The organism is Maribacter forsetii DSM 18668, from assembly GCF_000744105.1.
GTDB lineage: Bacteria > Bacteroidota > Bacteroidia > Flavobacteriales > Flavobacteriaceae > Maribacter > Maribacter forsetii.
The window spans coordinates 3,323,887-3,342,307 of sequence record NZ_JQLH01000001.1; the positions used below are offsets into that span (position 1 = coordinate 3,323,887).

Annotated in this window: 22 protein-coding genes; 12 read left to right on the forward strand and 10 right to left on the reverse strand. The window is 35.0% G+C overall.

The features are described from left to right. Positions 1–123 precede the first annotated feature (123 nt). From P177_RS14180 to P177_RS14195, 4 genes are all read left to right on the forward strand, one after another. Positions 124–711, forward strand: a complete 588-nt coding sequence (locus P177_RS14180; RefSeq protein WP_036155753.1) for a collagen-like triple helix repeat-containing protein — start codon at positions 124–126, stop codon at positions 709–711. A gap of 161 nt (positions 712–872) precedes the next feature. Continuing rightward, on the forward strand, positions 873–1,370 hold the full coding sequence (gene msrB / locus P177_RS14185) for a peptide-methionine (R)-S-oxide reductase MsrB (protein ID WP_036155756.1): 498 nt from the start codon (positions 873–875) through the stop codon (positions 1,368–1,370). Between the two features lie 196 nt (positions 1,371–1,566). Continuing rightward, positions 1,567–2,958 carry a dihydrolipoyl dehydrogenase gene (gene lpdA, locus P177_RS14190; RefSeq protein ID WP_036155757.1) on the forward strand — a complete coding sequence of 464 codons (1,392 nt, stop codon included), beginning with the start codon at positions 1,567–1,569 and terminating at the stop codon, positions 2,956–2,958. Positions 2,959–2,979: 21 nt separating this feature from the next. Beyond that, on the forward strand, positions 2,980–3,267 hold the full coding sequence (locus P177_RS14195; RefSeq protein ID WP_036155759.1) for a DUF3817 domain-containing protein: 288 nt from the start codon (positions 2,980–2,982) through the stop codon (positions 3,265–3,267). On the opposite strand, the gene P177_RS14200 is transcribed toward P177_RS14195, so the two are convergent. The 4 genes from P177_RS14200 to P177_RS14215 all read right to left on the reverse strand — a co-directional run bounded on the left by P177_RS14200 (position 3,264) and on the right by P177_RS14215 (position 6,178). Beyond that, on the reverse strand, positions 3,264–4,451 hold the full coding sequence (locus P177_RS14200; RefSeq protein ID WP_036155761.1) for a PQQ-dependent sugar dehydrogenase: 1,188 nt from the start codon (positions 4,449–4,451) through the stop codon (positions 3,264–3,266). The genes P177_RS14195 and P177_RS14200 overlap by 4 nt on opposite strands. Positions 4,452–4,515: 64 nt before the next feature. Further along, positions 4,516–4,932 (reverse strand): type II 3-dehydroquinate dehydratase, encoded by a 417-nt coding sequence (gene aroQ, locus P177_RS14205; protein WP_036155763.1) that lies wholly within the window; start codon positions 4,930–4,932, stop codon positions 4,516–4,518. Between the two features lie 67 nt (positions 4,933–4,999). Next, on the reverse strand, positions 5,000–5,518 hold the full coding sequence (locus P177_RS14210) for an outer membrane beta-barrel protein (RefSeq protein WP_036155764.1): 519 nt from the start codon (positions 5,516–5,518) through the stop codon (positions 5,000–5,002). Between the two features lie 195 nt (positions 5,519–5,713). Further along, a complete protein-coding gene (locus P177_RS14215; RefSeq protein ID WP_036155766.1) occupies positions 5,714–6,178 on the reverse strand; it encodes a hypothetical protein in 465 nt (154 codons plus the stop codon). 191 nt (positions 6,179–6,369) lie between these two features. Between P177_RS14215 and xerD the strand changes: the two genes are divergently transcribed. Then, a complete protein-coding gene (xerD, locus tag P177_RS14220) occupies positions 6,370–7,272 on the forward strand; it encodes a site-specific tyrosine recombinase XerD (RefSeq protein ID WP_036155768.1) in 903 nt (300 codons plus the stop codon). On the opposite strand, the gene P177_RS14225 is transcribed toward xerD, so the two are convergent. Both P177_RS14225 and P177_RS14230 read right to left on the reverse strand, forming a co-directional pair. After that, on the reverse strand, positions 7,269–7,784 hold the full coding sequence (locus tag P177_RS14225; RefSeq protein ID WP_036155770.1) for a hypothetical protein: 516 nt from the start codon (positions 7,782–7,784) through the stop codon (positions 7,269–7,271). The two genes, xerD and P177_RS14225, sit on opposite strands and share 4 nt — an antisense overlap. 131 nt (positions 7,785–7,915) lie before the next feature. Continuing rightward, on the reverse strand, positions 7,916–9,208 hold the full coding sequence (locus tag P177_RS14230) for an NAD(P)/FAD-dependent oxidoreductase (protein ID WP_036155772.1): 1,293 nt from the start codon (positions 9,206–9,208) through the stop codon (positions 7,916–7,918). A gap of 151 nt (positions 9,209–9,359) precedes the next feature. Here P177_RS14230 and P177_RS14235 point away from each other — a divergent pair, with 151 nt between their 5' ends. The 3 genes from P177_RS14235 to P177_RS14245 all read left to right on the forward strand — a co-directional run bounded on the left by P177_RS14235 (position 9,360) and on the right by P177_RS14245 (position 12,010). After that, positions 9,360–10,736: an amidohydrolase gene (locus tag P177_RS14235; RefSeq protein WP_394330713.1), complete on the forward strand. Its 1,377-nt coding sequence runs from the start codon at positions 9,360–9,362 to the stop codon at positions 10,734–10,736. Positions 10,737–10,860: 124 nt separating this feature from the next. Beyond that, the gene (locus P177_RS14240) at positions 10,861–11,355 is read left to right on the forward strand and encodes an RNA polymerase sigma factor (protein ID WP_036155776.1); all 495 of its coding nucleotides are present in this window, start codon (positions 10,861–10,863) and stop codon (positions 11,353–11,355) included. A 4-nt stretch (positions 11,356–11,359) separates the two neighbouring features. Continuing rightward, the gene (locus P177_RS14245) at positions 11,360–12,010 is read left to right on the forward strand and encodes a hypothetical protein (protein WP_036155778.1); all 651 of its coding nucleotides are present in this window, start codon (positions 11,360–11,362) and stop codon (positions 12,008–12,010) included. Here P177_RS14245 and P177_RS14250 read toward each other — a convergent pair. Beyond that, positions 12,007–12,813, reverse strand: a complete 807-nt coding sequence (locus P177_RS14250) for a lysophospholipid acyltransferase family protein (RefSeq protein WP_036155780.1) — start codon at positions 12,811–12,813, stop codon at positions 12,007–12,009. The genes P177_RS14245 and P177_RS14250 overlap by 4 nt on opposite strands. Before the next feature lie 26 nt (positions 12,814–12,839). Beyond that, positions 12,840–13,481 carry an NUDIX hydrolase gene (locus tag P177_RS14255; RefSeq protein WP_036155783.1) on the reverse strand — a complete coding sequence of 214 codons (642 nt, stop codon included), beginning with the start codon at positions 13,479–13,481 and terminating at the stop codon, positions 12,840–12,842. Here P177_RS14255 and P177_RS14260 point away from each other — a divergent pair. Then, positions 13,480–14,199 (forward strand): peptidylprolyl isomerase, encoded by a 720-nt coding sequence (locus P177_RS14260; RefSeq protein WP_036155784.1) that lies wholly within the window; start codon positions 13,480–13,482, stop codon positions 14,197–14,199. The genes P177_RS14255 and P177_RS14260 overlap by 2 nt on opposite strands. A 231-nt stretch (positions 14,200–14,430) precedes the next feature. Here P177_RS14260 and P177_RS14270 read toward each other — a convergent pair whose 3' ends face one another. Then, complete coding sequence (locus P177_RS14270) at positions 14,431–15,042, reverse strand: trimeric intracellular cation channel family protein (RefSeq protein WP_036155788.1); 612 nt, start codon at positions 15,040–15,042, stop codon at positions 14,431–14,433. 3 nt (positions 15,043–15,045) lie between these two features. Then, entirely contained in the window at positions 15,046–15,771 is a 726-nt protein-coding gene (locus P177_RS14275) for an RDD family protein (protein WP_036155790.1), read from the reverse strand. Positions 15,772–15,804: 33 nt separating this feature from the next. Here P177_RS14275 and P177_RS14280 point away from each other — a divergent pair, with 33 nt between their 5' ends. Genes P177_RS14280 through P177_RS14290 form a run of 3 tightly spaced genes read left to right on the forward strand, consistent with a single transcriptional unit; the run spans position 15,805 to position 18,416 of the window. Further along, the gene (locus tag P177_RS14280) at positions 15,805–16,791 is read left to right on the forward strand and encodes a stage II sporulation protein M (RefSeq protein ID WP_036155791.1); all 987 of its coding nucleotides are present in this window, start codon (positions 15,805–15,807) and stop codon (positions 16,789–16,791) included. Next, positions 16,754–17,692 carry a hypothetical protein gene (locus P177_RS14285; protein ID WP_036155793.1) on the forward strand — a complete coding sequence of 313 codons (939 nt, stop codon included), beginning with the start codon at positions 16,754–16,756 and terminating at the stop codon, positions 17,690–17,692. The genes P177_RS14280 and P177_RS14285 overlap by 38 nt, the downstream gene beginning before the upstream one ends. Before the next feature lies 1 nt (position 17,693). Then, positions 17,694–18,416: a DUF4129 domain-containing protein gene (locus tag P177_RS14290; RefSeq protein WP_157486576.1), complete on the forward strand. Its 723-nt coding sequence runs from the start codon at positions 17,694–17,696 to the stop codon at positions 18,414–18,416. The last annotated feature ends 5 nt before the right edge of the window (positions 18,417–18,421 follow it).

An 18,421-nucleotide genomic window follows, 5' to 3' on the forward strand; every position in this document is an offset into this window, starting at 1 on the left:
TTAATTCATTTTTGTTGATAATTTAGCAGTTAATATCCGATTTAAATATCTAAATACCAAAAATGGAACGCTTTTTGAAACAACATTTCAAAATTAAAACTCAAACCGAAAAATTATAACATTATGAGAAAACTAAATTTATTTATTGGAGCACTTGCAGCTTTATTTATTATATCATGTGAAGGACCACAGGGACCACAAGGATTTGATGGGTTTGATGGCGAAAGAGGACCTGCCGGTCAAGATGGCGTAGATGCAATTCAGGCGCAGGTATTTGAATTGGAAGGTGTTAATTTCACGTATGATGCTACAGATAATCTTTATGATTATTTAATTACATTTTCAGATTTCACCAGTTTTGAGACTTTAAAAGAAGATGTGGTTTTAATATATCGATACGATGGACCAGTGGAATTTGGTGACGGAGCTGTTGAAGATTCATGGGGACTATTACCTCAAAATTATTTTTTTGATGAAGGCATAATACAATATGTATTTTCACATACTTTGTTCGACGCACAAGTTTTCATAGATGGCAATTTTGATTTAAGTACTTTAAGTACAGATTTTACAGATAATCAAATTTTACGTGTAGTTATTATTCCGGGAGAAATTGCATCCACAGGCAAATTAGACACTTCAAACATTAATTCTGTAATGGCACATTTAGGTGTTACGGAACAAGAAATACAGAAAGTAACATTACAATAATATCCCTGGGTAATTAACCTATTTAAGCTAAAGCCATTAAACATTAGTTCAATGGCTTTTTTTATTTCGATTTATTAAAACCTTAACCCAAATAGTCTCGTAAATACGATACCTTGAAAGGAATACTTAATTTATTCGACAGAATTAAAAAAATTGAAAACATGAAAATAAATATCGCAATTGCACTACTTGTACTTTTTGTGAGCTGTAAAGGTACTTCGCAAGAAAAAGAGATGGCAACCTCAACAAAAACGAGTGCCAAGAAAGAATTTGCTGTACAAAAAACAAATAGCGAATGGAAGAAAGAGTTGACAGATTCTGAATATTACGTACTTCGTGAAGCTGCTACTGAGAACCCATTTACCAGCGAGCTTTTAAAAAATAAAGAAAAAGGGACCTACGTTTGTGCCGCCTGTGCCACTCCCCTATTTAAAAGCTATACAAAATTCGATTCTGGTACGGGATGGCCAAGCTTCTATGAAGAGATTGAAGGCAACGTAGCCTATGATGTGGATTACAAAATTGGTTACAAGAGAACCGAAGAACATTGCGCCACTTGTGGAGGTCATTTAGGTCATGTTTTTGAAGACGGACCAAATCCCACAGGTTTACGTCATTGCATAAATGGTGTGGCTTTAAATTTTGTTCCTGCAGAATAATTTTCCACTAAATATATTAGATACAAGAGGCTCTTAAAGGCCTCTTTTTTGTTTCTATAACATTCATAGCAAACTAACTAGACCTATTTCAAAATATCACAATTTCATAATAAAGGTCATATTTTAAAATCCTACAATCAATCTCAATTAGGTTTTGTATTTTTGCACTTCAATAAAAACTACAAAAAATCAAAATATGAGCACTTTCGATATTATCGTTTTAGGTAGTGGTCCTGGCGGATATGTTACCGCAATTAGGGCTGCACAATTAGGCTTTAAGACTGCCATTATTGAAAAAGAAAGTTTAGGCGGCGTTTGCTTAAATTGGGGTTGTATACCTACCAAAGCTTTGTTGAAATCTGCACAAGTATTTGAATACTTGAAACATGCAGAAGATTACGGTTTAAAAATTAAAGGTGCCGATAAAGATTTTGATGCGGTTGTAAAAAGAAGTCGTGGCGTTGCTGACGGAATGAGCAAAGGTGTTCAATTCTTAATGAAGAAGAATAAAATTGAAGTAATTAAAGGTTACGGTACTTTAAAGGCTGGAAAAAAAGTTTCTGTTAAGGCTGAAGATGGTTCTACTACTGAATACAGTGCTAACAATATAATTATAGCTACTGGCGCTAGAAGTCGTGAACTTCCTAGCTTACCACAAGATGGTAAGAAAATTATTGGGTACAGACAGGCAATGACCTTAGACAAGCAACCAAAGAAAATGATTGTTGTTGGTAGTGGAGCTATTGGTATTGAATTCGCTTACTTCTACAACTCTATGGGGACCGAAGTTACCGTTGTTGAATATTTACCGAACATTGTACCAGTTGAAGATGAAGATGTATCTAAACAATTAGAAAGAAGCTTCAAAAAAGCGGGAGTTAAGATTATGACATCTGCTGAAGTTACTTCTGTAGACACTTCTGGTAGTGGTGTAAAAGCTACGGTAAAAACAGCAAAAGGAGAAAAAGTTCTTGAAGCTGATATCGTATTATCTGCTGTTGGTATTAAAACCAATATTGAAAATATTGGTTTGGAAGATGTTGGTATTGCTACCGATAGAGATAAGATTTTGGTAAATGATTATTACCAAACAAACATACCAGGATATTTTGCCATAGGTGATGTTACACCAGGACCTGCACTTGCACACGTGGCATCTGCAGAAGGTATTTTATGTGTTGAAAAATTAGCGGAAATGCACGTTGAACCATTAGATTATGGTAACATACCAGGTTGTACTTACTGTTCTCCTGAAATTGCTTCCGTTGGTTTAACCGAAAAGCAAGCTAGAGAAAAAGGTATTGAAATTAAAGTAGGTAAGTTTCCTTTCTCTGCAAGTGGTAAGGCAAAAGCTGCCGGTGCTTATGAAGGATTCGTTAAAGTAATTTATGATGCCAAGTACGGCGAATGGCTAGGTTGCCATATGATCGGTGCAGGTGTTACAGATATGATTGCCGAAGCGGTTCTAGGCCGTAAACTTGAAACTACAGGACACGAAGTACTAAAAGCTATTCACCCACACCCAACTATGAGCGAAGCTGTTATGGAAGCAACTGCAGCGGCTTATGACGAGGTAATTCATTTATAATTAATTATAATACACTATAGCATGTTAAAATTATTTCGAGCAACGGCAATTTTAGAAGGAATCTCCTATTTGGCGTTGTTCGGAATAACCATGCCTTTAAAATATTGGGCAGAAATACCAGAACCTAATAAATTGGTTGGTTACGCCCATGGCGTACTTTTCATTGCCTTTATTGCCCTAACCCTAATTGTTGGGTTTACCCACAAATGGAGTTTTAAAAAGATATTTATTTTTGGTATAGCTTCATTGCTACCTTTTGCTACGTTCTATGTAGAAGAGAAATATTTAAGGCCTGAGGATAACGCTTAGGACTGAGCTTCAACTACCGTTGAAAGTTCATATATTTTTCCATCAAAAGCACATATATACAATTCACTATTTGCATCTGTACCAAATGAGGAAATAGCTAAGCCGGTTTCTAGTAATAAATTATTATTTCCTGATTGGTCTAAAGCCCAAATTCTACCTGATACAAAATCACCATAAATATAAAATCCTTGCAACTCAGGCAAAGCATCTCCCCTATACACATATCCACCCGTTACCGATTTGTCATTGTCTGAACGATTGTATTCATAAATAGGAGCAATTAAATCTGTGGTATTGCAATCATCTTCTAGAAAGCACGAGGTACCTTCTAGAATATTCCAACCATAATTACCACCTTTTACTATTAAGTCGATTTCTTCTTTCTCACCTTGACCTACATCACCTGCCCAAATGGTGTTCGTTTGATTATCAAAACTAAATCTCCACGGATTTCTTAATCCGTATGCATAAATCTCACCTCTTGCATTTTCTTCTTCAACGAACGGATTATCCGTTGGAATTCCATAATTCAATCCTTCCTCTGTTGTATTTACATCAATTCGTAAAATTTTACCCAGTAAAGTTCCCAAATTCTGTGCATTGCCATCTGGATCACCAGAACCACCCCCATCACCAGAAGCAATATATAAATATCCATCAGGACCAAAAGCTAACTGCCCGCCATTGTGATTGGTTGCAGGCTGCGAAATTTCCAACAAAACAAGTTCACTAGATTCATCTACCATATTAGCATCGGTATCAGAAATTTTAAAACGAGAAACAACAGCAAGTTCTTCACTTGGTGTATAGGTGACATATAAAAATCCGTTTGTAGTATAATCCGGATGAAAAGCAAAACCTAATAACCCTAGTTCACTAGCCGTAGCTGTTCTTGCAGAAATATCTAAAAAGGTAGTTGCTTCCTCTGTGGTAGCTTCATGATTGAAAATTTTAATAACTCCGCCTTTCTCGGCCACAAATATTCTAGTACTATCACCAGTCACAGACTGAAGATCTAATGGATTATTGAAAGTTAGATTAGAAAAGGCATTATTTACAGTGAAACTTACTAAAGAATCTATTTGAATATCAGGATTTGGAGTAAGTGCCAATTCATCTTTGTCACTACACGACACGTAAAGTAATGTGATAATACCCAATAGAACAGGTGCAATTCTTTTCATAATAATGTCTTTACCATTACTTACGAACTACAGCACCTTTATGGTTGTTAAAATAGTTATTGAGTTAAAATAAAAAGCTGTCGATCGCCAGATCATAACTTTTTAAACCGAAGCCAAGTATTACCCCACTAGCTACAGGCGAGATATAAGATACATGCCTAAATTCTTCGCGCTTATGAGTGTTGGAAATATGAACTTCTATAACAGGTGTTTCAACTGCTTTTACGGCATCGCCAATACCTACAGATGTATGTGTATACGCTGCGGCATTTAATACTATACCATCATAAGAAAAACCCGTTTCCTGTATTTTAGAAATCAATTCCCCTTCTACATTTGATTGAAAATATTCCAATTCAACATCTTTAAATTTGAATTGCAGTTTTGAAAAGTAATCTTCAAAAGTTTCTGAACCGTATACTTCTGGCTCCCTTTTTCCTAATAAGTTTAGATTGGGACCATTTATAATGATAATCTTCATATATCAAAAATAACGAATGTTACCTTACAATGAATTACAAATATTAGAAGTAAATTAAAGTATTTCTCTAACGACGAGTTCTATATTTAGGCTCGAAATTGTAAACGATACCCAAAGTCACTGTAGACCATGTAGTTTCTTCAATATCAATACCTGTATAAGAAAAATTGACCTCAACACTTGAACTCATTAAATAAGCTATTGTAGGTCTGTAATATAAACCACCCTCATTACCATCATTAATGCCCATTGCATAGCCAACATTCCCTCCAAATGAGAAATAATTTGATGTCCAAAAACGAACGCCTGCAGATAGTGGCAAAAACTGAACAGCCTCTTGCTCTTCTCTAATAATCGTTGTTTGAAAGGTTTCTGCAAAACCATGAATATAACCTACTGCTGGTCCTATATCCACTACTTCACCTAGCGGATACATGTATGAGAAATCTGCCCCAAGAACCACACTGACCGCCTCATTATAATCATCTAGTGGTATACCTCCTTGAATACCGAATTTGAAACCTTCTTGAGCAAAAATTCCAGTTGAAAGACATAAGGCAAATAATAAAATGAAAAACTTATTCATGGTATGGTTGGTTTGTTTTCTTCAAAAATAAAGGTAAGACTAAGCTTACAGGCATCTTTGTTGTGAATACCATGAAAGTAGTTGTACATGATAGATTTACTATGGTATTGTCGATTTTCTTGAAGTCAACTTTACCATATAAAATGCAAAAAGGGAAAGCTAAGCTTTCCCTTTTCATAATAAAACTAAATAGTTTTATTCAATTACATATCTAATACCAAGACCAAAAGCACCTACCTCATTTCCTAATAAATCTCCAAGACCTATAAATGGTCTCCAATCGAAAGAAAATGCCAATGGTACTCCATCTATTTTATAATCTAAACCTACAACCGGTCTTAATGCAACTTCAGTTCCTATTCCATTTCCAAATAAAAGAAATGAAGGTCCTGCGCCGGCAAACCATTGTAAACCATCAGCACCAGAAATATCGCCATGATATTCATAAAGTGCCGTAATAGTTGTTAAACCGCTTTCGAACATTATCTCTGCCTGACCCGCATGCTCTTCTGCGAAGAAATATTTAGCACTTGGCCCTACTAAAGTTACTCCTGAAAATAAATCCAAACCTAAACCAGCTGCAAACGTATAATCTGACTGTGCATTAGAAACATTTGACCCTAAAATAATTGCCACTACTAAAAATAATAACTTTTTCATTTTGTTGTTTTTAAGTGTACTAAACTTTGTTAAAATTGATTGTCATTTAATTGGACTACTGAGTTATAGCCTCATGATTATTTTTTGTAAAAGTATTAATTTAACAAGTAAATACAACTACCAAAAAACCAGTATTTCTTCCATCTATACATTTTATCCTACATAATTAATGTATTCTTTATCTTTAAACCATGAAATGGAAACATGCGCTGAAAGATTATACCACCTACTTAAAGCTTGAGCGTGGTCTATCAAAAAACTCTATTCAGAGCTATACGATGGATATTGAAAAACTTATGTCTTTTCTTGAAACCCATGATATAAATACTACCCCAATTCTTATTGATAAAAGCACTGTTCAACAGTTTATTTATGAAATTGCCAAAGTGGTCAACCCTAGATCACAGGCACGTATAATATCCGGACTCAAAAGTTTTTTCAATTATTTAATTTTTGAGGATTACAGAAAGGATAATCCTCTAGATTTAATAGAGTCTCCAAAAATTGGACGCAAATTACCAGATACACTTTCTGAAAATGAAATAGATAAATTGATCGGTGCTATAGATTTAAGTTCCGCCGAAGGAGAACGCAACAGGGCAATGCTAGAAACTTTATATGGTTGCGGACTAAGAGTTTCTGAACTTATTGGCTTAAAATTATCTGACCTGTTTTTTGAGGAAGATTTTATTAAAGTTACCGGTAAAGGAGATAAACAAAGATTTGTACCTATTAGTGCCGTGAACAAAAAATACATTGACATTTATAGAAATGAAATCAGGGTTCACTTAAAAATAAAAGAAGGTTTTCAAGACATCCTATTTCTTAACCGACGTGGCAGGCAACTTACCAGAGCAATGATATTTACCATTGTAAAAAACTTAGCCTTAACAATTGATTTAAAGAAAAGCATTAGTCCACATACCTTCAGACATTCTTTTGCCACCCATCTACTTGAAAATGGTGCCGATTTACGCTCTATTCAACAAATGCTAGGTCATGAGAGTATTACTACTACTGAAATTTACATGCATGTAGACCGTTCGCATTTAGCAGAGGTTATGAATACGTATCACCCTAGAAAGAGTCATTAAAATTTCCACTTACTACCAATAGTATATACCGAAGGTATAGTTACCTGAGTTTCTCCAAGAGCACCAATATTTGACTTATTTAACTGAACATTACTCTTCAACTCTATCATTAAATTTTCACTTACTTCATAACCAGCACCAGATATAAAACCAAGACGATATGGTGTTTGTCCAACACCTGCATTTTCCGTAGCTACCTCTGCTTCTAGCCCACCAAGTAAATATAATCGTTTATTCAAGTACACTTTAGCCAATACACTAGATCTGAATCTTTCACTTAATATATAGGTATCATAAAAACCTTGAAGTTCTAATTGAAACGATTTTGAAACTCCGTATTGCACCATAAAAGACTTATGAACATCACCAATTGCGGAAGTAGGATATGCGTGCCCGGTTATAGATAATCCGGTTAATGACGATGGTAAATTTGTTAATGGCGGTTCTTCTACTGCCTGAGCTTTAGAAACAACTACAAACAAGAAAAGAAAACTATGTACAAGAACTTTCATAGGTTAAATATCAATTATTGAAATAAATTCCTACAAAAGATATTTTAAAAATAAGAACCAACGAAATACTTGGCAAAAATTTAACTGCCAAGCATTTAGAAAACTTCTATCCTACATAAATTGAAATACTCCTAATCTTTAAATTGGCTGTAATCTCTTTTGAATGGGCGGATGATTAAACGTGCTTCACGATCAAAGCGAATGTAGTTATAAACCCAATTGATAAACACTACCATTCTGTTTCTGAATCCGATTAAGAAAAACAAGTGTACAAACATCCAGACAAACCAAGCGAAAACTCCTTGAAATCTGAATTTCTTTATGTCACAAACCGCTTTATTACGGCCAATTGTTGCCATGCTTCCTTTGTCGTTATAGACGAATGGCTTCATTGGTTTATTTTCAAACAATTTTATTAAATTTTCACCCAATAATTTACCTTGTTGAATTGCCGGTTGCGCCACCATTGGGTGACCACGAGGGTTATCTTCCGTTGACATACAAGCAATATCACCTATAGCGAATATATTTGGATGACCTATCACCTGATTATATTCGTTCACATTTATTCTATTACCACCAACAATTACGCCTTCGGCATCTAAACCTTTTATACCGGCACCTTTTACTCCCGCTGCCCAAACTACAGCTGCAGAATTGAACTTTAAATCGGTCAGAGTAGTTACTGTTTTTCCGTTATATCCGGTTACACGAACGCCTTTCCAAACTTGTACCCCCAATTTTTCTAAAAAATCTTCTGCTTTTTTTGATGCCTGAGCACTAAAACCCGGCAATAAACAATCTCCTCCTTGTACAATATTAATCTGCGCTCTTCTAGTATCTAAATCTGGATAATCCTTTGGTAATATGCCTTTTTTGATTTCAGCTAAAGCGCCTGCAAGCTCTACTCCCGTTGGACCTCCACCTACAATTACAAAATTCATCAGCGCATCTCTTTCATGATAGTCATCTGTAAGAAGTGCCTGCTCAAAGTTCTCCAGAATTAAACTACGAAGATTTAACGATTGCGGAATAGACTTCATAGACATTGCATTCTTCTCTATCTCTTTATTACCAAAGAAATTAGTTTCAGAACCTGTTGCTACTACTAAATAATCAAAACTGATATCACCAATATTTGTATTTACTTTTTTACCAGCGGCATCTATATGATCTACCTTGGCCAAACGAAAATAAAAATTATCATACCCTATTAAAACCTTACGTAAAGGGTATGCTATAGAATCTGGCTCCAGACCTCCTGTAGATACTTGATATAATAATGGCTGAAAAGTATGATAATTGTTCTTATCGATAAGAACGACCTGTACTTCTTGCTTACTTAATTTTTTAGCGAGAGAGACTCCGCCAAAACCACCACCTATTATCACAATTCTAGGATAGCTGGAAAGAGGTATGTTCATAGTATGAATACTTAAATGCGAAATTAAACAAATGGACAACTACTTTAAAATAATTATGTGTTTTTAGTATCTTTAAGCTCTAACTCAAACAAACTTAAAAATGCGTAAAACGCTTATTTTACTGGCGGTACTCTGTACTTCCTTTTATTCGATGAACGCTCAAAAGAGCGAAAAAGATATTATTAAAAATTTAGAGCAGAAAAGTGCCGAATACGGAATTATAGCTCAAAATATTTGGGAATTCGCAGAAATGGGATACCAAGAAGAACAAAGCTCCGGTCTTCTTCAAAAGACTTTACAAGATGCTGGTTTCTCTATAAAGAAAGGTGTTGCAGGTATACCTACTGCATTTATAGCTGAATATGGCAGTGGAAGTCCGGTAATTGCTATTATGGGCGAATTCGATGCCTTACCTGGTCTTTCTCAAAAAGCGGTTTCTGAAAAGGAATCTGCCGGTGCTGCGGCAGGTCATGCATGTGGGCACCATTTATTTGGTACGGCTTCTACAGCTGCTGCCATTTCAACGAAAGATTGGCTAGAAGCCAACAAGTCTAAAGGAACTATACGTTTTTACGGTACACCGGCTGAAGAAGGTGGATCTGGGAAAGTATATATGGTTCGCGAGGGACTTTTTAATGATGTAGATATCGCGTTACATTGGCACCCAGGAGCACAAAATGCAGCAAGTGCCGGCGCAGCTTTGGCTAACAAATCTGCTAAATTTAGATTTCACGGTATATCTGCACATGCCGCAGCATCACCAGACAAAGGCCGTTCTGCTTTAGATGGCGTTGAAGCTATGGATATGATGATTAATATGATGCGTGAGCATATACCACAAGAAGCCAGAATACATTATGTAATTACAGACGGAGGAAAAGCACCTAACGTTATACCTGATTTTGCAGAAGTTTATTACTATGCTCGCCATAATAGACGTGACGTAGTTATAGAAATTTTTGATCGTATGGTAAAAGCTGCAGAAGGTGCTGCATTGGGTACCGGTACAACTATGGATTATGAAATGATCGGTGGTACGCATGAACTATTAGCCAACTTAACATTACAAAAAGTGATGCATGAAAACCTATCTGAAGTTGGCGGAATGGAATATACAGCAGAAGAAAAAGAGTTTGCCGATAAAATTGCAAAAACATTAGGTCAAGAAAAGGCCGATCTTGCTACGGCAAAAAATGTACAACCATACAAAACAGAAGCTAAAGCATTTGGTTCTACAGATGTTGGCGATGTTAGTTTCACCGTACCAACTGTTGGTTTTAGTACTTCTACTTGGGTACCAGGCACACCGGCGCATAGCTGGCAAGCAGTTGCCGCAGGCGGAACTTCTATAGGTAACAAAGGCATGATGATCGCTGCTAAAACATTGACCATGACCGCAATTGATTTATTCAAGGATAAAAAATTGGTAGCATCTGCCAAAGCTGAGTTCTTAGAAAAAAGAGGTGCAGATTTTAAGTATATTCCGCTTTTGGGGGATAGAGCTCCGGCACTAGATTACAGAAAATAATTTTAGAAGTATATACTATAAAAAGTGCCAAAGTCAATTTTGGCACTTTTTTTATTTTATTAAAGAATTCTTGTAACAAATGAAACTTTTGTTAGACTAACATGCTAACAACAACCAACCAATAGTGAAGAAAGACCTTGAACACAAATTTGTGACCGAGCTACAGGACAATCAAAATATTGTCCATAAAGTCTGTACACTGTACACAAATGACCGCGACTCTCACAATGATCTGTTTCAAGAAATCACTATTCAATTATGGAAAGCTTACCCTAAATTTAGGGGCGATGCAAAGTTTAGTACATGGATGTATCGTGTGGCATTGAATACCGCCATCACTTTATATCGAAAAAATAAAAGAAGAATTGATACTGCCGATTATGAGTCTATAATTTTTAAAATCAAGGCAGATGAGTATGATGAAACCGAAGAATTGCAATTAAAGCTGATGTACAAAGCGGTAAAGCAGTTGAACGATGTTGACAAAGCATTGGTTTTTTTATATCTGGAGGATAAAAATTATACAGAAATCTCAGAAACTTTGGGTATTACCGAAGTAAATGCACGAGTGAAGATGAATCGTATCAAAACAAAGTTAAGAACCATTTTGAATCCATAAGCATATGACGGATGAACTGGAATTATTGAAGAAAGACTGGCAAAAAAAGGAATTTAACGTTCCTAAATTGAGCTATGACGAAATACATAAAATGATATGGAAGAAATCTTCCTCTATCGTTAAATGGATACTTATTATAAGTGTTCTAGAATTTACTGTACCCCATCTTTTATACTTATTACCATCTATGCGAGATGGTATGGAAATTTATGAAAACATAGGGGTTTCCAAATATCTAAAGATCTTATCAGGTTTTACATATGTGATAGCATTCTTCTTTATATTCCAATTCTATAAAAGATTTAAAGAAATTTCCGTTTTAGATAATTCCAAAAACTTGATGAAGAAAATAATAAAGACTAGAAAGACCGTTAAACATTACGTCATCTTTTCTTTGTCTATGATTATGGTAACAATAATCGTTATGATCATTGGGGTTTATTTAAACGATAATATTACATCGGCATTCCCTGAACTAAAAGATAGTCTAGAAAATATATCCGCAGAAAAACTAAAGATAACCGTTATGCTCTCCATAGGAATTTTTGGTATAATACTGACTTTAGTTATGGGCGGAATCTACTTTTTACTTTATGGTCTATTACTTAGAAAACTGAAGAACAATTACAGTGAATTAAAACATTTAACAGTTTAAGACTGTCTCCATTTACGCTGTTTATTTTCTTCTTCGACCGCCAATAAATCTTTTTTAGAAATCACCTTTAAAAACGAAGGGTGTTGCTCAATGGCATATTCTAATTTTTCTATTATAGACTCAGAAGATTCATTCTCATAATCTATCTGCAATGGCTCTTTAATGACCATTGACTGGAGAATTCCTTTTTTCTTAACACGTAGCCCCTTCTTATCAAATGATCGTCTAAAACCGTCAATAACCACAGGTACCACAACCGGCTTGTATTTTTTAATAATATGCGCAGTTCCTTTTCTTAAAGGTTTCCAAGGTGTTGTAGTTCCTTGGGGAAAGGTGATTACCCAACCATCGTTTAAAGCTTTACCAATGCTAGAGATGTCGCTCATTTTTACCTGTCTCTTTACATCTTTTCCCTCTGAACGCCACGTTCTTTCAACACTGACAGAACCGGCATATGCCATAATTTTTGTCAATAGACTTTTTCTCATGGTCTCTGCGGCCGCGACATAATACATATTCAATTTGGGTTGCCATATGTAACCTAGGTTTTTAATCGAATCTTCTCTACCGCTTAAACTAGCATTAAATACATGAAACATTGCTACAACATCAGCAAAGTATGTTTGATGGTTACTAACGAACAGGACATTCTTATCCGGCAGATTTCTAATAATATCAGAGCCTTCAATTTCTAACGTATTAAATCGCTTATATCTTTGATGCGAAAGCACGGCCAAAATACGAATTAGCCATTTTTTAATATATAAATTATGCCCAAAAGGGTTTTTATCAAATAATCCCATAGAATGCTAAAATAAATAAATATGCCTTATAACACCTGCTTTAATAACTCTTTAATCTCATTCAACATCATTGCCGTAGCTCCCCAAACAATATAACCATTTAATTTAAAGGCAGGTACTTCAATATCTACAGCATAAGATGTGGTTATTTTTTTAGAAACTACTTTTGAGTCGTCTAAAAAATCAAGTATTGGAACTTCTAGAAGCAATTCTACTTCCGTTTCTTGTTTTACAAAAGGTTTTGGCTCTTTATATAACCCAACATAAGGCTGTACTATAAAATTACTTGGTGGTATAAAAATTTCTGAAATTTCTTTTATTAAGGTAATATCTTTAGGCTCTACGCCTACTTCTTCATAAGTTTCGCGTAACGCAGTAGTCAACAATCCGCCATCTGACTTTTCCGCTTTACCGCCCGGAAATCCTACTTGGTTGGAGTGTACTCCTGCATACGTTTTTCTCAATATCAATAGAAGATTAGTGTTTTGATTTACCGATGGATAAAACAATGCCATGACAGCCGCCTTTCTTGGATTCTTCTTTGATCGATTAATGCGTTGTAAATCTTCTATTCTACTCTCTGGAGCCATTTTGTACTGTGAAGCTTCTCCCGGTAGCGGTAGATCCTTTATTTTTGATATTCGTTGTTCAAAAAAATTGAAATCCATGCGTTCACTTAAATTCAATATATTCCTTTTCGTTGCTATTGTAGCTTTTGCTAGCTGCAAAGATACCCCTAAGAAGGTTGACAATACAACTTCTAAGTCACCGACTGCGTTAGACTCTACTAAAATTACAGAAAAAGAAGTTATAATAGACGAGCAAGAAGAAGCTTTTGAACTTACCGAAGACAATGCTATAGATTTCTTTTTCAACTACGAAAAAACATTAACATCGAATAAAGTTAAAATCACTACAAACCTAGGTAGCTTTACCATAGAATTATTTGAGAACGTACCATACCATAGGGCTAATTTCATTTATCTGACTGAAAAAGGTTATTTTGATTATACCCAATTTCATAGAGTTGTGAAAAATTTCATTATTCAGGGTGGCAACTCCGATGATGAACGAACCGGAAAGAAAAGAAATGATTTAGGAAGATATTTATTACCACCTGACACCCGAAAAGGTCATAAACATCATAGAGGTACTGTTTCTATGCCTAGTAGCGAAATGGATAACCCCCATATGTTAGCCAGCCCTTTTGAATTTTTTATAGTGGTAACCGACCCTGGATCTTATCATTTAGATGACGAGTACACTCCTTTTGGTAGAGTTATAGATGGCATGGACGTGGTTGATAAAATTAATAATGTACCGGTTGAAAAAGGTGATTGGCCTTTACAGAACATTTACATTGAAAAAGCCGAAATCTTAGAGTAGTTGTTGGCTGTTGGCTGTTGGCTGTTGGCTGTTGGCTGTTGGCTGTTGGCTGTTGGCTGTTGGCTGTTGGCTGTTGGCTGTTGGCTGTTGGCTGTTGGCTGTTGGCTGTTGGCTGTTGGCTGTTGGCTGTTGGCTGTTGGCTGTTGGCTGTTGGCTGTTGGCTGTTGGCTGTTGGCTGTTGGCTGTTGGCTGAAATACAATTATTTAGCGAAGCTAAATACTCTAAAAAACTCACATTTCTTTGCGATAAATGTTTGGCAGTGAAATCTTAAAGCGAACTGCCAATATCCTCATAATGATGATGATTACAATTGCCATAGAATAGGCTATGGTATTTTGTATTGGAAATTGAATTAAAAGAAAATAAACCAATCCGCCCAAAATACATACCGTTGCATAAATTTCCTTTCTAAATATTACCGGTATTTCATTACATAGTATATCTCTAATTACTCCGCCAAAGCTTGCTGTAATTGTACCTAAGGCAATGCACATAACAGGTGGTAAATCTGCCGCCAATCCTTTTTCAATGCCCACCATTGTGTACAAGCCTATTCCTATCGTATCGAAAAGAAACAGCGATTTCCTCACATACTTTAACTGAGTTACGAAAATGATAGCTAACAAAACGGTAATCACGATTATAAGCAAATGCATGGGTGCATTCAACCAACCAACGGGTCTGATACCAATTAACAGATCTCTTAATGTGCCACCACCTACCGCTGTTACAAAAGCGATGATAAGTACACCAAAGGCATCAAGCCTTTTATCCATAGCAACTAAAACTCCAGAAATGGCAAAGGCAATAGTACCTAAAATATCAATGATGAAATAAAACATTAATTATAGCTTTTGAGTAAAGTAATTATAGTCTTTCAATACAGTATCTAGAAATTGCTTATCATATAAATCTGAATTGGTCTGCAATATACTATCTACTTTATCTCTTAGTGCTTTCATTGTTTTAAAATCATTATTTTTTTTAGCTATACTAAAGGTTTCTTTGATCAGTCTTACATCTTTATCCGTCAAGATGGTAACATTCACAAATTTAGGAACATATGTATCTTCTACTTCTTCTAGAATAGTATGAGAAACTTTTGTTTTGTTCTTAGTACTTATAACCACAGTACCAGCTGCGGCATCACCCAAGCGTTGTCTTTTTTCAGAAAATAAAATAGAAAGTATACCAATAGAGCCTACAAAAATCCAAATATCTACCAAACGAAGCATCCAACGAATTAAATAATTGCTCCAGTTTACCGGCGAGCCATCAACTGATACTACCCGCATCTTCATAATCATTTTCCCAACAGTTCTTCCATTAAATATAACATGCATCAATAAACTGTAAAACATTGCTGGTAAAGAAATTAAGCCAACAATACCTCTCTGTGTCCACCCGTCATTATAAACATAACCCACTGCATCGCCAATTAAATCGACCAGAATATAATAGAGATATAATATAAATGCATCTATAAAAAATGCCACAATTCGCTCACCAATACCAACAATAGTATAATTAAGGTTAACATTTTGCGTTGTATTGATTTGAAGGTTATTCATTAAGTCTTAAATTTAACAAGGTAAATATAGTTTATGCGCGAAGCTGCTTTTGTAAAGCAAAATAAGGAAAAATGGATAGCATTCGAAAAAGCTATCAACCTTGGTGCTGCTTCTAACCCAGATGAACTTGCCAATGGCTACATTCAACTAACGAATGATTTAGCCTACGCGCAAACGTATTACGCAGAAAGTAAGACTTTATTGTATTTAAACGAATTAGCTTCTCAGGCTCACCAAAAAATATATAAGAATAAAAAAGAAAACAAAAACCGAATTCTTAGCTTTTGGCTTTATGAATTCCCACTTTTTTTCAAGCAATATCATTACACATTAGGTATCGCTTTTTTAATATTTATAATAGCTTCTGCCATTGGTTCATTATCTGCTTTGAACGACGCTAGCTTTGTTCGTTTAATTTTAGGTGATGCATACGTAAACGAAACCCTAAATAATATTGCCAACGGCGATCCTGCAGCTATCTATAAAGGAGGTAGTGAAATTGGCTCATTTTTAGGTATTACTATCAACAATATAAGAGTTGCATTTCTTGCCTTTGCTTTTGGTGTAATTACTAGTATTGGTACTGGCTATATTCTTTTCAGTAACGGCGTAATGCTTGGTGCATTCATCACCTTCTTTTATACAAAAGGGGTTTTCTTTGAAGCTAATAAACAAATATGGCTACATGGTACCATAGAAATTTCAGTTATTATCATTGCGGGGTGCGCTGGCTTAATAATGGGCAATAGCATACTATTTCCTAAAACGTATTCTAGACGTGTTTCCTTTATGAAAGGTGCAAAAGATGGACTAAAAGTTGTTGTCAGCACTATTCCGTTTTTTATCATTGCCGGCTTTATAGAAGGTTTTATTACACGATATACTGGTATGCCAAATTGGTTGGCATTTTTTATTATAGGCGCGTCTTTATTTTTAATCATATTTTATTATATAGCATACCCGATCATACTCAACAACCAACATGAAAGACAATTACATACCGTTACGGTTAAACCGTGATTTTGGCGGAATCGTATCCGTTTATTTCGACTTTTTCAAACAAAATATTAAAAACTTTACAAATGTTTTTATAAGCTACAATGGTGTTTTTTTAATAGGGCTATTAATTACTAGTTACTTATTGGTATCTGGCTTTTTAGGGATGATCGCACAAGAATCTAGCAGTAATTCTTTTGCTAACGGTACGGAGTTTGAACAAGACTATTTTATCTACTTAGGTATTGGCGGCTTTTTATTCGTCATCATTTTTTTAGGTGTCGCTTTCTTGAACTATTCGTTATCTACTAGTTACATGATTAAATACGTTGAGACAAGGGATAAAAATGTTGATAAAAAAGTGGTTTGGCAACTGGCAAAGAGTCAATTCGGAAATATCTTTTTATTCGTATTATTACTTATTCCTATTTATTTTGTGTTTCTCATTGCCGCCATTATTTTGGCTATAATCCCAATTGTGGGGTTTATTGGGCAATATATAGTTCAATTCTTTTTAACCGCATGGGTAGGTGTTTCTTTTTTTGACATGTTACAAAAGAAAAAAGGAGTAACAGAAGCCTTAGGTGAAGGTTGGAAATTAGTAACTACTAACTTCTGGAAATCTGTAGGTGTCAACTTTATCTTAGGTCTCTTATTAGGTATTTTACTAATGATCGCTTTAATAGTACCTGGCATTATCATAGGTATTTATACCTTTCATGTTGTTGAAAATAACGTAGACTATTCACATTCCATAGTTTCTACAATTGTATACACCTTAGGCACGTGTATTGTACTAATAATTGCGGTGTACGGTCAATGCCTTAGTCAATTTGTAAATGGTGTTTTATATTATGCCCTTTATGAAAAAACATACAATGAAAATACTAGAGCTACTATAGAACAAATAGGTCAAAACGATTAAATTGAAGTATATTTTTCTAATCACATTCTTCCAATTAACCATTCTCTGCACATTTGCACAGGGTTCAAATGATAGTATCATAAAAATTGATTCTTCGTCAATATTGAACATTAGGACCAATAAAGAAGATTTGTCAAAAAAATATACTGGTGATGAGTTTAACTATACATTTAAAACAGGAGAATCTCAAAACCTGCTGGCGCGATTCATAAATTGGGTGGGACAAGGATTGAGTAATATTTTCGGTATTAACATTTCCCCGCAAGTATTACAAATCATTGAATATCTCATTTACTTTTTACTGGTAATTCTTGCTATTTACCTTATCGTTAAGGTGCTGATTAACGAAAATTTTAATTCACTTTTTCAGAAAAAAGCAAAGACCATTAACGACATCAACTTAACAGAAGAGCATATAGAGGGTATTGACATTAATAAGTTACTGAACACAGCTATTGAGAACAAGGATTATAGACTGGCTATACGCTACCAGTTCCTACTTACATTACAAAAGTTATCTAAAAGTGATATTATAGAATGGCATTTTGACAAAACAAACTCTGACTACCTTTCTGAAATAGAACAGCCAGAAATACAAAAGGGGTTTAAGCAAATAGCATACCTATACGATTACATATGGTATGGTGAGCAAACTATAGATAATAATAAATACACGAAATCGGTTTTGGATTTTGAATCGATCAACAAACAAATTCAAACATAACTTGG